The organism is Variovorax glucosi (genome assembly GCF_051216695.1).
Classification (GTDB): Bacteria; Pseudomonadota; Gammaproteobacteria; order Burkholderiales; family Burkholderiaceae_C; genus Variovorax.
In genome coordinates, this window is record NZ_JBPJZE010000002.1 from 964,087 (window position 1) to 976,582 (window position 12,496).

Sequence of the window (12,496 nt, forward strand, 5' to 3'; positions counted from 1 at the left end):
CGGGCGGCTAGCCGAAAGGGTCACATTGGCCTTCCTACAGTAGGTCGAGCGCTTTTCCCGTGGTCGCCGATCGGCAGCCGGACAACATGAGGTTTCAACAATCAACAAAGAAACCAAGCATGCAATTCCGTTGGCCGATTTTTCGCACGTGCACTGCTGCACTCGCTGTCGGGTGGACATCCTGAGCGGCGCTGCAGGGCTCGGCCTGCGTACCGACGGCTATTTGCCACTTTCTCAATACGGCGCTCTGGGCGACGGAAGGTCCGTCGCGCTTTCGGGCGCCGACGGCTCGGTCGACTGGTGGTGCGTTCCGAACATGGATTCGCCGCCTTTCTTCGACCGACTGCTGGACGCAGAGCATGGCGGCCACTTTCTCGTCCAGCCGGACGAGCCGTTCGAGGTCGAGCGTCGCTACCTAGACGACAGCAATGTCCTGGAAACGATCTTCACGACTCCCGACGGGCGGGCAAAGCTCACCGAGTCGCTGAACAGCGGTACGGCGGGGCGTCTGCCGTGGGCCGAACTGGCGCGCAGGGTCGATGGCCTCGACGGTAGCGTGCGCTTCAACCTGGTCATGAAGCCCGGGCGGCGGGGAAATACCGTCAATCCGTATCGATCGACGATCGGCGGCCGGGTCGTGCTGCATGTCGGGCGCGTGATGGCACTTCTCATTCACAGCGACGAGGTTCGCTTCGAATGGTCGGACGAAGGAGTGACGGGCGACTTCGTCGTTTCGGCCGGCGAGCGGCGCATCGTCTCAGTCGTTGCCGGTCGCGACGAGCCTCTGGTCGTACCGTCGATCGAGGAAATCGACGAGCGCATTGACGGCTCCGACGAAGCATGGCGAGTGTGGTGCAAGGGGGTCTCTTTTGAGAGCGATAACCTGGCGGACCGTTCTGCCTTCATTCGCAGCGCGCTCGCGCTCAAGCTGCTTCTCTATTCACCGTCCGGTGCCATCGCCGCCGCCGCCACGACCTCGCTGCCGGAATCGATCGGCGGCGAGAAGAACTTCGAGTACCGCTATGCCTGGGTGCGCGATGCGGGCTACACCATCAAGGCTTTCCTCACTGCAGGCCTTCAGGCCGAGGCGAAGGCAGCCCTGACCTGGCTGCTCAACCAGTTGCGCCACCATGGCACGAGAGTCGTCTACACCCTCGACGGCAAGGTGGTTCCCGATCTCCAGGAGCTCGACCTGGCGGGCTATCGCGGATCGCGACCGGTGGTTACCGGCAACGCTGCGACCTCCCAACGCCAGCATGGCGTCTACGGCGACATCTTCGAGACGGCGTCGTGTTTCGTCGGCAGCGGAAATATTCTCGACAGGGCGAGCGCCGAGCTGCTTTCCCATCTCGCCGACGAATGCGCCGATCGCTGGCGCACGACGGACGCCGGCATCTGGGAGCTGCAGGAAGAGCAGCACTACACGATGTCGAAGATCAGCTGCTGGCAGGCCCTGACCCGCGCCGTCGAGCTGGCGGACCAGGGGCAGCTTCCAACGACCTGCCGGGATCGCTGGGCGCGGGAGCGCGAGCGGGTCAAGGACTGGATCGAGAAGGAATGCTGGTCGGCGTCGAAACAGGCTTTCGTGATGTATCCGGGCAGCGACAAGCTGGACGCCTCGTTGGCGCTGGCGGTGCGTTTCGGCTTCGACGGTCGCGAGCGGCTCGAGAAGACGCTGGATGCGATCGACCGCGAACTCGGTACCGGCCCGTTCCACTATCGCTACAGCGGAATGGACCAGGAAGAAGGATGTTTTCTCGCCTGCTCGTTCTGGATCGTGGCGGCGCGTGCCCAACTGGGGCAACGTGCCGACGCTCGTGACAGGTACGACCGGCTGACGGCAGCCCTGTCGCAAGGGCACGGCGTGCTGGCCGAGATGGTCGACCCGGCGACCGGCGCTTTTCTCGGCAACCTGCCCCAGGGCCTCAGCCATCTCGCTCACCTCATGGCGCTGTCCGTTCTGAACGAACGAACAGGCCGAATCTGATTTACTGGAGTACACCAATGTCCGACCGACTTTTCATGCAGGATCCCCGCACCCAATATCCCCAGCCGCCTTTTCCGCGGCAGCCGCAACCGGTGCCGGGCGAGGCGTCCAAGATGGATCCCGTACCTGACCACGGAGAAACCAGCTACACAGGCTCCGGAAAGCTGACGGGCCGCAAGGCGCTCATCACCGGCGGCGACAGTGGCATCGGCAGGGCCGCTGCCATCGCTTTCGCTCGTGAAGGTGCCGATGTCGCCATCTCGTATCTGGCATCGGAAAAAGCCGATGCGCAGGAAGTCATCCGCTTGATCGAAGCCGAAGGGCGCATTGCTGTCGATCTGCCGGGCGACATCACCGACGAGAAATGGTGCCGCGAGCTCGTCGCTTCGTCGGTGGAAAAGCTCGGTGGGCTCGACATCCTCGTCATCAACGCCGGACGGCAACAGAATCGCGAGGACATTTCCAAGGTGTCGTCGGACGATTTCGACAAGACGATGAAGACCAACCTGTATGCCATGCACTGGATCGCGCAGGCTGCGGTACCGCATCTGCCGCCGGGAGCGTCCGTCATCACGACGGCGTCGGTCCAGGCATACGATCCTTCGGCGATCCTGCTGGACTATGCGACGACGAAAGCGGGCATCGTTGCCTACACCAAGGCGCTGGCCAAGCAATTGCTCGAGAAGGGCGTGCGCGCCAACGTCGTCGCGCCGGGTCCGTTCTGGACGCCGCTGCAGTCGTCAGGCGGTCAGCCGCCGGAGAAAGTGATGAAGTTCGGTACCGAAAGCCCGTTCGGACGGCCGGGCCAGCCGGTGGAGATCGCGCCTGTTTACGTGCTGCTCGCCAGCCAGGAGGGGAGCTTCATCAACGGTGAGGTTTTCGGCGTCACCGGCGGTGCCGGGATTGCATGACGCGATGCTGAAATGAAAAAACCGCCCGAAGGCGGTGTTTCACTTTTTCTTTGCTGCAGCGCACCCCGATCAAACGGCGGACTGTCTGAAATCGTTCAGACGGTCCGGGCTGTTTGCCTGACTGGGGTCAGGCGGCGGCCTTTTCAGGCGCCAGTGCCAGGGTCTTGACCTTGGCGGAGAGGCGGCTCTTATCGCGAGCGGCCTTGTTCTTGTGGAAGATACCCTTGTCGGCGACTGTGTCGACGATGGCCTGGCACTTCGCGAACAGTTCGGTGGCCTTGGTCTTGTCGCCGGCCAGCACAGCCTTCTCGACATTCTTGACCGCGGTACGGTATTTGGAGCGCAGCGAGGTGTTCGCGGCGTTGAGCTTGACGTCCTGGCGGACGCGTTTACGGCCTGAAGCGAGGCGCGGGTTCTTCTTTTTGGGCTTGGCGGATGCCATATATTGTGTTTCCTAGTGTCTGAGGATGATGCAGCAAAGCCAAAGATTATAGCTCGCCCCCAGGCTTGCTCACTTCGTGTAGCCGCCAACCCCCTGCCGGGGGCGACGCCAGCGGCCCGGCGAAGCCGGTTCCGCGGCGTCTTTGGAACAGCAGTGCGGCGCTTCGCACCTTCTGCGGTGAATGGGGCGCTGTTACTCGGGCCTACACTCCGGCGCCGTGTCCCTATTCAAATCCGCTTCCACCGTTTCGCTGCTGACCCTTGCTTCCCGCATCACGGGGCTGGTGCGCGATCTGCTCATGGCTTCGGTGTTCGGCGTGAGCGCGCTGACCGACGCTTTCAATGTCGCTTTCCGGATTCCGAACCTGTTCCGGCGGGTTCTGGGGGAGGGGGCTTTCAGTCAGGCGTTCGTGCCGGTGCTGGCTGCGACGCGGACCGAAAGCGGGGACGCGGGTGCGAAGGCGCTGGTCGACCATGTGGCGACGCTGCTGACCTACACGCTGGTGCTGCTGTGCATCGCTGGCGTGGTCGGGGCGCCGCTGATGATCTGGGCGATGGCGAGCGGGTTGGCGCAGACGCCGCAGGGCTACGAGGCGGCTGTCGTCATGACGCGCTGGATGTTTCCGTACATCGGCTTCATGTCCCTGGTGGCGCTGGCCGGCGGCATATTGAATACGTGGCGCAAGTTCGCTGTGCCCGCGGCGTCGCCGGTTCTGCTGAATCTGGCGCTGATCCTGTCGATTCTGGTCGGCGCGCCGCTGTTTCGGCGCTGGGGCATCGAGCCGATCTATGCGCAATGCGTCGGCGTGATGATCGGCGGGATGCTGCAATTGGGCATCCAGTTGCCGGCGCTTCGCCGTATCGGCATGTTGCCGCGCGTCGGGGCGAGCTGGCGTGCCGTTCGCATCGCCTGGGCCGACCCGACGACGCGCAAGATCGTCAAGCTGATGCTGCCGGCGCTGATCGGCGTCAGCGTGGCGCAGATTTCGTTGCTCATCAACACGCAGATCGCCTCTCACCTGGCGCCGGGAAGCGTCACCTGGGTCAGCTATGCCGACCGGCTGATGGAATTCCCGACCGCCATGCTGGGCGTCGCGCTTGGCGTGGTGCTGATGCCGCAGCTGGCCGGCGCCCGCGCTGCGAAGGACGATGCGCGCTACTCGTCGCTGCTCGACTGGGGCCTGCGGCTGGTGGTGCTGTTGTCGGTACCGTGCGCGGTGGCGCTGCTGGTTTTCTCCAAACCGCTGGTGGCGGTGCTGTTCCACAACGGCGCGTTCAGCGACTTCGACGTGCAGCGCACGACCGTCGCGCTGATGGGCTATGGCGTCGGGCTGGTCGGCATCGTGGCGATCAAGGTGCTGGCGCCCGGTTACTACGCGCGGCACGACATGCGCTCGCCGATGCTGATCGCCGTCTGCGTGCTGGTGCTGACGCAACTGCTCAATCTGGTGCTGGTGCCGGTTCTGCAGCACGCGGCGCTGACGCTGACGATCGCCATCGGCGCGGTGGTGAATGCGATCTGGCTATTGATCGGCCTGTTGCGCCGCGGCAGCTACCGCCCGGAGCCGGGCTGGGGCCTGTTCGTTCTGCGGGTCCTGGTGGCGGCGGGTCTTCTCGGACTGTTGCTGGCATGGGGCGCGCAGCATTTCGACTGGGTCGGCATGCGCGCTGTTCGGTTGCAGCGCATCGGGTTGCTGGCTGCGATGGTCGGCGGCGCCGGCGTACTTTATTTCGTAGCGCTGACGGCAATGGGGCTGAGGCTGCGCGGTTTCATCAAACGGTGAAAGCCGCCGGATGCCTTGACGCTCCCGGCATGCTCCTCTACAAAGCCACATGATGTTTCGCTATTCGGCCCCGACCGCCCTCGAATATTTCTCGTCGCTCGTCCAGAGCGACGACCAGTTCCCGCTTCTCGAAGCCGCCGCCAGCCTGGCGCAGGACGAGTATCCCGACATGGACGTCGCGCAGGTTCTGGGCGATGTCGACCAGCTGCTCGCGCGCCTCAAGCGCCGTTTGCCCGCCGACGCCGCTCCTTTGGCCCGTCTTCGGGCGCTGAACCAGTTCTTCTTTCACGACCTGAGCTTCGGCGGCAACGTCAACGATTACTACGATCCGGACAACAGCTATCTCAACGCCGTGTTGCGCACCCGTCGCGGTATTCCGATCTCGCTGGCGGTGCTTTGGATCGAGCTGGCGCAGGGATTGGGGCTCCAGGCGCGTGGAATTTCGTTTCCCGGCCACTTCATGCTCAAGGTGACGCTGCCAAAAGGGCAGGTGGTCATCGATCCGTTCACCGGCAAATCGCTGTCGCGCGAGGAACTGAGCGAGCGGATCGAACCGTACAAGCGCGGCAACGGACTGGTCGGCGACTTCGACGTGCCGCTTGGTCTGTACCTGCAGCCGGCGACGCCACGCGAAATCATCACCCGCATGCTGCGCAACCTGAAGGAAGTGCATGCGGCGCAGGAAGACTGGCAACGCACGATCGCCGTGCAGGACAGATTGATCGCGCTGCTGCCCGACGCCTGGGGCGAATACCGCGACCGTGGCCTGGCGCATGCGGCGCAAGGACACGCGGCGCTGGCCGTGCAGGACCTCGAAACGTACATCCGCGAGGCCGACGACGCGCTCGATCTCGACGTCATCGCCGAGCGCGTTGCGACCCTCCGGCGAGAGCTGAACTGATGTCCGATGCCGCCGTCCCGATCACGCCGGCCCCGGCCCCGCCCCAGACGCTGGGCGTGCTGCACCAGTTCCATGGCGTGCAGCCGGTGCTGCCGGTGGCCGATGTCGTTCGCGCGGCGCGTTATTTCTGCAACGTGCTCGGTTTCGAGCTGGACTTCGTCGCCGGCGAGCCACCGAGTTACGCGCGGGTGAAAATGGGCGTCCGGCCGCAAGGCGAGCGCGGCTGGGGCGATCCGGTCTATCTGCGGTTGTGGCAGGTCAACGTGCGCGATGCGCGACCGTGGCGCGGCGAGATCGCGATACACGTCGGCAACGATGTAGACGGGCTGCATGCGGCATACGTCAAGCGTGGCGTCGACATCGTCGAACCGCCCGTTTCGCAACCCTGGGGCCTGCGCGAATTCGCGATTCGCGAGCCCGACGGTCACATCCTTCGGTTTGGCGGTTATATCTAGTCATTCGTTTGAAATTCCGGCGTGGCATGCATCCTGCAGTGTCCACGCCACATGATCGCAACCGCCATCGACGCTCCAATCTCCCCCTTCGGTCTCCGCCAGCGCCTGCGCAGTTTCGCGTCCGGTGGCCAGCCGCTGCGCGTGTTGCTCACGCTCGGCAGCCTGATGGCGATCTGCGCGATCACCGGGCATCACGACGCCGTGATTCCGCTTTTCCTCGGCGCCATCGCCAGCGCTCTGTCCGAAACCGACGACAGCTGGCGCGGCCGCCTGCGGGCGCAAATCGTCACGCTGGTCTGCTTCGCGGTGATCTCGTTCGCTGTCGCGCTGCTTTTCGACAAGTCGTGGTTCTTCATTGGCGGCCTGTCGTTCGCCGCCTTCTGCCTGACCATGCTTGGTGCCGTCGATGCGCGCTACAAGGCGATCGGCTACGCGACGCTGATCCTCGCGATGTACACGACGCTGAGCATCGACCACCCCGACGCGGTGGCCCAGAGCCGCTGGCACGAGCCGATGCTTTTGATGACCGGCGCGGCCTGGTACGGCGTCTTTTCGATTTCCTGGGCTGCGATCTTTCCGGCGCAGCCCGTGCAGGCGATGCTGGTGAAGCTTTTCACCGTGCTCGGCGACTACGTGCGCTTCAAAGCGTCGCTGTTCGAGCCGTTGCGCGGCGTCGACATCGAGCGAAAACGGCTGTCGCTGGCGCAGATGAACACCGACGTGGTGGCCGAGCTGAACGCGGCCAAGGACGGCATCTTCCGGCGCATCCGCAAACGGGCGCCGACCGGGCGCATCTCGCGCTATCGCGGGCTGTACCTGATCGCGCAGGACGTGCACGAGCGCGCCAGCTCTTCGCACGACGACTACAACGCGCTGGCCGATGCCTTCTTCCACAGCGATCTGCTGTATCGCTGCAAGCGTGTGCTGGCGCTGCAGGGCATCGCCTGCCAGCGGCTCGCGGTTTCGATCGCGCGGCGCGAGCCTTTCGACGTCGGCCCGGACACCGTGCAGGCGCTGGCCGACCTGCGCGGCGCGATCGAACATGAACGTGCCCGCGCCGACACGCCGCAGCGGATGGCGCTGCTGGCATCTGTCGAGGCGACAGCGCGCAATCTTGCGCAGCTCGATGGCCAGCTCGCAGGCGCCAGCAAGCCGTCGGCTCAGGCCGGGCGGACCGACATGGGGCTGTTCGACCGATCGCCGCGCGGCTGGCGCGACAGCGTGGAGCGCGTGCGGCGCCAGCTGACGCCGAAATCGCCGCTGTTCCGCCATGCGCTGCGGCTGTCGGTGGCGCTTTTCGCCGGTTACGTGTTCATGCGCGTCATTCATCCGGCGCAGGGATATTGGATTCTGCTGACCACGCTGTTCGTCTGCCAGCAGACGTATGGCGAAACGATGTCGCGTATGGGCCAGCGCATTGCCGGCACAGCCATCGGCGTGGTGGCCGGCTGGGCGGTTCTGCAACTTTTCCCGCAACCGTGGCTGCAGTCGCTGCTCGCGGTGGGCGCCGGCGTGGTGTTTTTCGCCAACCGGCGCGAACGCTACCTGCTCGCGACCGCCGCCATGACGCAGCTGGTGCTGATGTGCTTCAACCAGATCGGAGACAGCGGCATGCTGCTCGTGCCTCGGCTCGTCGACACCGCCATCGGCAGCGCGATTGCCGGCGCGGCCATGCTGCTGGTGCTGCCGCACTGGCAGGCGCGCCGCATCAACGAGCTCGCGGCCGGCGCCATGCGCAGTCATGCGGGCTACCTGCGGCAGATCGTCGGCCAGTACAAGACAGGCGCGAAGGACGATCTGGCCTACCGGCTGGCCCGGCGCAATGCGCACAACGCCGACGCCGGCCTGTCGAAAGCCGTCGGCGACATGTTCCGGGAACCAAATTTCGTGCGGCCGCGGGCTGGCGTCGTGCTGCGATTCCTGATCCGCTCGCACACGCTGCTGAGCTATATGTCGGCGCTGGGCGCGCATCGCGCCGCGCTCCGGGCGAGCGCGACGCCGGGCCGCGTGGAAGCATTGCGCGAGGCCGCCGAAGCCGCGGCCGTGGCGCTGGATGCACTGGCGATCCGGCTGGCGCTGGAGCCGGCTTCCGGCGATGCCGGAACGGCTGTCGGCGCTGGCGCCGGCGGAGTCGCTGTTTCGCCGACGGAGCCGGCTGCACGCGAGGCACTTGCAGAACTGGTCGGGCCGGGCGATGAGTCGGACCCGGCGGCGCGGTTGTTTCGGACGCAACTGACGCTGGTCTGGCTGCAGATCGACGCGTTGCGGGGACATGCGGACGAGTGGCTGCGGAAGACGGAAGCCGCGGAGGCTTCCGAAGAGGTGTCCGCCGGCTGAAGCTGGAAGGCTTCAGTCTCGTCTCAGGCGTTCTCCGTCCACCCGAAATCCATCTGCCGCGCCGTCCGCTCCGCCAGTGCGCGCCCGGCGAGGCGTTCCACCAGATGCAGGCTCATGTCGATTCCCGCACTGATGCCCGCCGAACTCACCACCTTGCCGTTGTCGACCCAGCGCGTACTTTCCATCACGTCCAGGGCCGGGAAGGCGGCGCGCAGGTCGGCGATGTCCTCCCAGTGCGTCGTCGCTTTCTCGCCAGTGCCGATCACGCCGCTCGCGGCCAGCAGAAAAGCGCCGGTGCAGACGGAAGCAGTGACGTAGGCCGACCGGGCCTGGTTGGCGATCCACGCGAGCGTGGCGGGGCTCGCCATCGGCTGGTCGACGACGCCGCCCGGCACGATCAGGACATCGGCTTGCGGTGCATCGTCGAGACCGTGGTCGCTCAACAGGCGAAGGCCGGCCCGCGCAGTCACGATGCCGCCGGCGCCTGTCGCACCGACCGAAAAAACCTCGAACAGATCGGGCGTCATGGCGGCCGTGTCGGGCGAAAGCGTTCGCCGGTGCATGCGGCTGGCTGTGGTGAAGACCTCGAACGGCCCGGCGAAGTCGAGCGCCTCGACGCCGTCGAAAGCCAGGATGGCGACCCGCCATTGGGGAAAGGGAATCGGCTCGTCGTCGCTTGAAGTCATGGCATGGGCGCTGCGCGCGGGACTCAGACAAGCCCCGCCAGCTGCAGCTCTTTCTTGAGGTAGGCGTAGAACAACGGCGCCGCCACCAACCCGGCGGGACCGTACACGGCTTCGGCGACGAACATCACGGCCAGCAGTTCCCACACCGACATGTGCGTGCGGCTGCCGACGACCTTGGCGTTGATGATGTACTCGGCCTTGTGGATCAGTATCAGGAAACCGAGGCAGGCCAGCGCCGTCGTCGGCGAAACCGACAGGCCGACCAGCGTGATGACCGCATTGCACAGCAGGTTGCCGACGATCGGCACCAGTCCGGCGATGAACGTCAGCGTGATCAGCGCGGGCGTGTAGGGCAGGCGCAGATCCCACATCGGCAGCACGAAGAGCAGGAAGACGGCGGTCAGGAAGGTGTTGAAGGTCGCGATCCAGAACTGCGCCGCGACGATCTGCCCGAAGGTGTCGCCGAAAACCGTGATGCGCTTGAACAGCTCGTCTGCCAGCGGCTTGCGCACGACAGGAGATCGCGCCACGGCCGCCAGCGAGCCGACGATCAGGCCCACGTATGCAAAGAGCAGCCCGCCCAGCCAGGCACGGCCGGTGATCGCCAATGCGCCCGCGCGCGCGCGCAGGTAGCCGGCAATGATGCGCTGCACCTCGGCTGCGCGTTCGGGCAGGTAGACGGCCATGTCGGTCGGCAGCTTCAGCCGCAGCTCCAGCACGGTGCGAGCGATGTAGTCGAGCAGCTCGCGGTATTGCTCCGATGCGTTGAGCACGAAATCGCGTGCGCCCGAATAAGCCAGCGCGAGCAGGAACAGCGGCAGCAGCATGATCAGCGTCGCAGCGACGAGGCGGGCGGCGGTCGACGTCGTCGATTCGGGCCATGCGTCCGATGCAGGCACCGCGCGCACGATGCCGCGCCTTTTCAATGCCTTGTCGAACGCAGCAGCAAGCCAGCGCGTCGCCAGGAAGCCGATGCAGACGCACAGCAGGCCCGGCAACAGGTTTTCCCACATGACCAGCAGCAGCACGGCCGCCATAAGGGCATAACTCGCCCCGACGACAGCACGGTGGGCAGCGGTGCCGGTGCCGCGAACGTCGTTCACGCCGAGCGCAGCGCGGTCAGGCGACGACGACTGCGGCGCCGTCGCCGCGTTCGGCGATCGATCCGATCTCGTGCACCGTTTCGCCGGCAGCGCGCAGGGTTTCGGCGCAGGCAGCCGCATCTGCAGCGTCGATGACGACGACCATGCCGATGCCGTTGTTGAAGGTGCGGTTCATTTCAAGATCGTCGATGCCGGCGACCTTCTGCAGCCAGGCGAACAGCTCGGTCTGCGGCCAGCTGCCCTTCTTGAGGTGCGCAGCGGTGCCATCGGGCAGCACGCGCGGAATGTTCTCCAGCAGGCCGCCGCCGGTGATGTGCGCCAGCGCCTTGATCGGGTGCTTCGACAGCGCTTCGAGCACCGGCTTCACGTAGAGCCGTGTCGGCGCCATGACCGCAGTGCGGAACGGCTGGCCGTCGAGCGTTTCGGGCAGATCGTCTGCCGCGCGCTCGATCACCTTGCGCACAAGGCTGAATCCGTTGGAATGCACACCGCTCGACACGAGGCCCAGCACCACGTCGCCGGGCTTCACGTCCTGGCCGGTGAGGATCTTCGATTTCTCGACCGCGCCGACGGCGAAGCCGGCCAGATCGTATTCGCCGGGCGGGTACATGCCCGGCATCTCGGCCGTTTCGCCGCCGATCAGCGCGCAGCCCGAAAGCATGCAGCCTTGTGCGATGCCGCCGACCACGGCCGCAGCCGTGTCGACATCGAGCTTGCCGCACGCGAAGTAGTCGAGGAAGAACAGCGGTTCCGCGCCTTGTACCAGCACGTCATTGACGCTCATGGCGACCAGGTCGATGCCGACCGTGTCGTGCATGTTCCATTCGAAGGCCAGGCGCAGCTTGGTGCCGACGCCGTCGGTGCCGCTGACCAGCACCGGCTCCTTATAGCGCTTGGGCACTTCGAACAGCGCGCCGAAGCCGCCGATGCCGGCCAGCACGCCTTCGCGCATCGTCTTCCTGGCAAGCGGCTTGATGCGGTCGACCAGCGCGTCGCCGGCGTCGATGTCGACGCCAGCGTCCTTGTAGCTGAGCGGGGTGGGCGTGGTGGAGTTCATGGCGCGATGGAGTGAGAGGGAGGCCGATGTGGCCGGACCGATAGAATTGAAACGATTTTAAGGGCCGTCAACGCCCCGTTACCCGAACCCCCTTCTCCCCGGCATGAATCGATTCGAATGAAGCAACTCGCGCTCGACATCGGCCTTTCGACAGGCCCGACGTTGGCGGGCTTCTTCGCGGGCCCGAACGAGGCGGCGCGCCAGCACCTGAGCGTCTGGGTCGGCGACGCCGGCGTGCCGACCGTCCATTCGCCTGTGCCTACCTATCTCTGGGGCGAAAGCGGTAGCGGCAAGAGCCATCTGCTCGAAGCCGTGCATTCCGGCCTGCGGGAGCAGGGCGCGCGAGTCGGGTGGATGCATCCTGGCCAGCTGGCACCGCCCGAATTCGACGAGCGCTGGACGGCGGTGATGCTCGACGACGTGCATCTCTACAACCCGGTGCAGCAACACGCCGCCTTCAACTGGTTCGTCAATGCGCAGTCGCTGTTGCGTGGCGTGGTGGCCGCCGGTGCGTTGCCGCCTGCCGACCTGCCGTTGCGCGAGGACCTGCGCACGCGCCTGGGCTGGGGCCACGTGTTCCACCTGCATCTGCTCAGCGAGGCCGAACGCCGCGCCGTGCTGCGGCAGGCCGCCGATTCGCGCGGCGTGCTGCTGTCCGACGAGGTGCTCGACTACATGCTGCACCGCTTCAGCCGCGACCTCGGCAGCCTGATGGAGTTGCTCGTGCAACTCGACGGCTATGCGCTGCAGACGCAGCGCGCGGTCACGATCCCGCTCATCCGATCGATGCTCGAAAACGAATGACCCAATGACGACCACACGACGCGCAGCGTC

At 65.7% G+C, this 12,496-nt stretch carries 11 protein-coding genes; 7 read left to right on the forward strand and 4 right to left on the reverse strand.

Annotation, left to right across the window (positions count from 1 at the left end):
- Window positions 1-172: 172 nt before the first annotated feature.
- Window positions 173-1,987 (forward strand): glycoside hydrolase family 15 protein, encoded by a 1,815-nt coding sequence (locus ACSFA3_RS12750; RefSeq protein WP_435505809.1) that lies wholly within the window; start codon window positions 173-175, stop codon window positions 1,985-1,987.
- Window positions 1,988-2,004: 17 nt separating this feature from the next.
- Window positions 2,005-2,898 (forward strand): SDR family oxidoreductase, encoded by an 894-nt coding sequence (locus ACSFA3_RS12755; protein WP_435505810.1) that lies wholly within the window; start codon window positions 2,005-2,007, stop codon window positions 2,896-2,898.
- A 127-nt stretch (window positions 2,899-3,025) separates the two neighbouring features.
- On the opposite strand, the gene rpsT is transcribed toward ACSFA3_RS12755, so the two are convergent.
- Complete coding sequence (rpsT, locus tag ACSFA3_RS12760) at window positions 3,026-3,340, reverse strand: 30S ribosomal protein S20 (RefSeq protein ID WP_435505811.1); 315 nt, start codon at window positions 3,338-3,340, stop codon at window positions 3,026-3,028.
- A gap of 217 nt (window positions 3,341-3,557) precedes the next feature.
- Between rpsT and murJ the strand changes: the two genes are divergently transcribed.
- From murJ to yccS, 4 genes are read left to right on the forward strand one after another with little or no spacing between them, the layout of a single operon-like run.
- The gene (murJ, locus tag ACSFA3_RS12765) at window positions 3,558-5,123 is read left to right on the forward strand and encodes a murein biosynthesis integral membrane protein MurJ (RefSeq protein WP_435505812.1); all 1,566 of its coding nucleotides are present in this window, start codon (window positions 3,558-3,560) and stop codon (window positions 5,121-5,123) included.
- A gap of 49 nt (window positions 5,124-5,172) precedes the next feature.
- Window positions 5,173-6,024, forward strand: a complete 852-nt coding sequence (locus ACSFA3_RS12770; RefSeq protein WP_435505813.1) for a SirB1 family protein — start codon at window positions 5,173-5,175, stop codon at window positions 6,022-6,024.
- Window positions 6,024-6,479 (forward strand): bleomycin resistance protein, encoded by a 456-nt coding sequence (locus tag ACSFA3_RS12775; RefSeq protein ID WP_435505814.1) that lies wholly within the window; start codon window positions 6,024-6,026, stop codon window positions 6,477-6,479. The genes ACSFA3_RS12770 and ACSFA3_RS12775 overlap by 1 nt, the downstream gene beginning before the upstream one ends.
- Before the next feature lie 51 nt (window positions 6,480-6,530).
- On the forward strand, window positions 6,531-8,816 hold the full coding sequence (gene yccS, locus ACSFA3_RS12780; RefSeq protein ID WP_435505815.1) for a YccS family putative transporter: 2,286 nt from the start codon (window positions 6,531-6,533) through the stop codon (window positions 8,814-8,816).
- 23 nt (window positions 8,817-8,839) lie between these two features.
- Here the strand turns inward: yccS and ACSFA3_RS12785 are convergent, their stop codons facing one another.
- The 3 genes from ACSFA3_RS12785 to purM form a co-directional block, all read right to left on the reverse strand.
- The gene (locus ACSFA3_RS12785; protein ID WP_435505816.1) at window positions 8,840-9,502 is read right to left on the reverse strand and encodes a DJ-1/PfpI family protein; all 663 of its coding nucleotides are present in this window, start codon (window positions 9,500-9,502) and stop codon (window positions 8,840-8,842) included.
- 23 nt (window positions 9,503-9,525) lie between these two features.
- A complete protein-coding gene (locus ACSFA3_RS12790; protein ID WP_435506220.1) occupies window positions 9,526-10,539 on the reverse strand; it encodes an AI-2E family transporter in 1,014 nt (337 codons plus the stop codon).
- Window positions 10,540-10,621: 82 nt separating this feature from the next.
- Window positions 10,622-11,662, reverse strand: a complete 1,041-nt coding sequence (gene purM, locus ACSFA3_RS12795) for a phosphoribosylformylglycinamidine cyclo-ligase (RefSeq protein WP_435505817.1) — start codon at window positions 11,660-11,662, stop codon at window positions 10,622-10,624.
- A gap of 117 nt (window positions 11,663-11,779) precedes the next feature.
- On the opposite strand from purM, the gene hda reads away from it, so the two are divergent.
- Entirely contained in the window at window positions 11,780-12,466 is a 687-nt protein-coding gene (gene hda, locus ACSFA3_RS12800) for a DnaA regulatory inactivator Hda (RefSeq protein ID WP_435505818.1), read from the forward strand.
- Window positions 12,467-12,496: the final 30 nt, after the last annotated feature.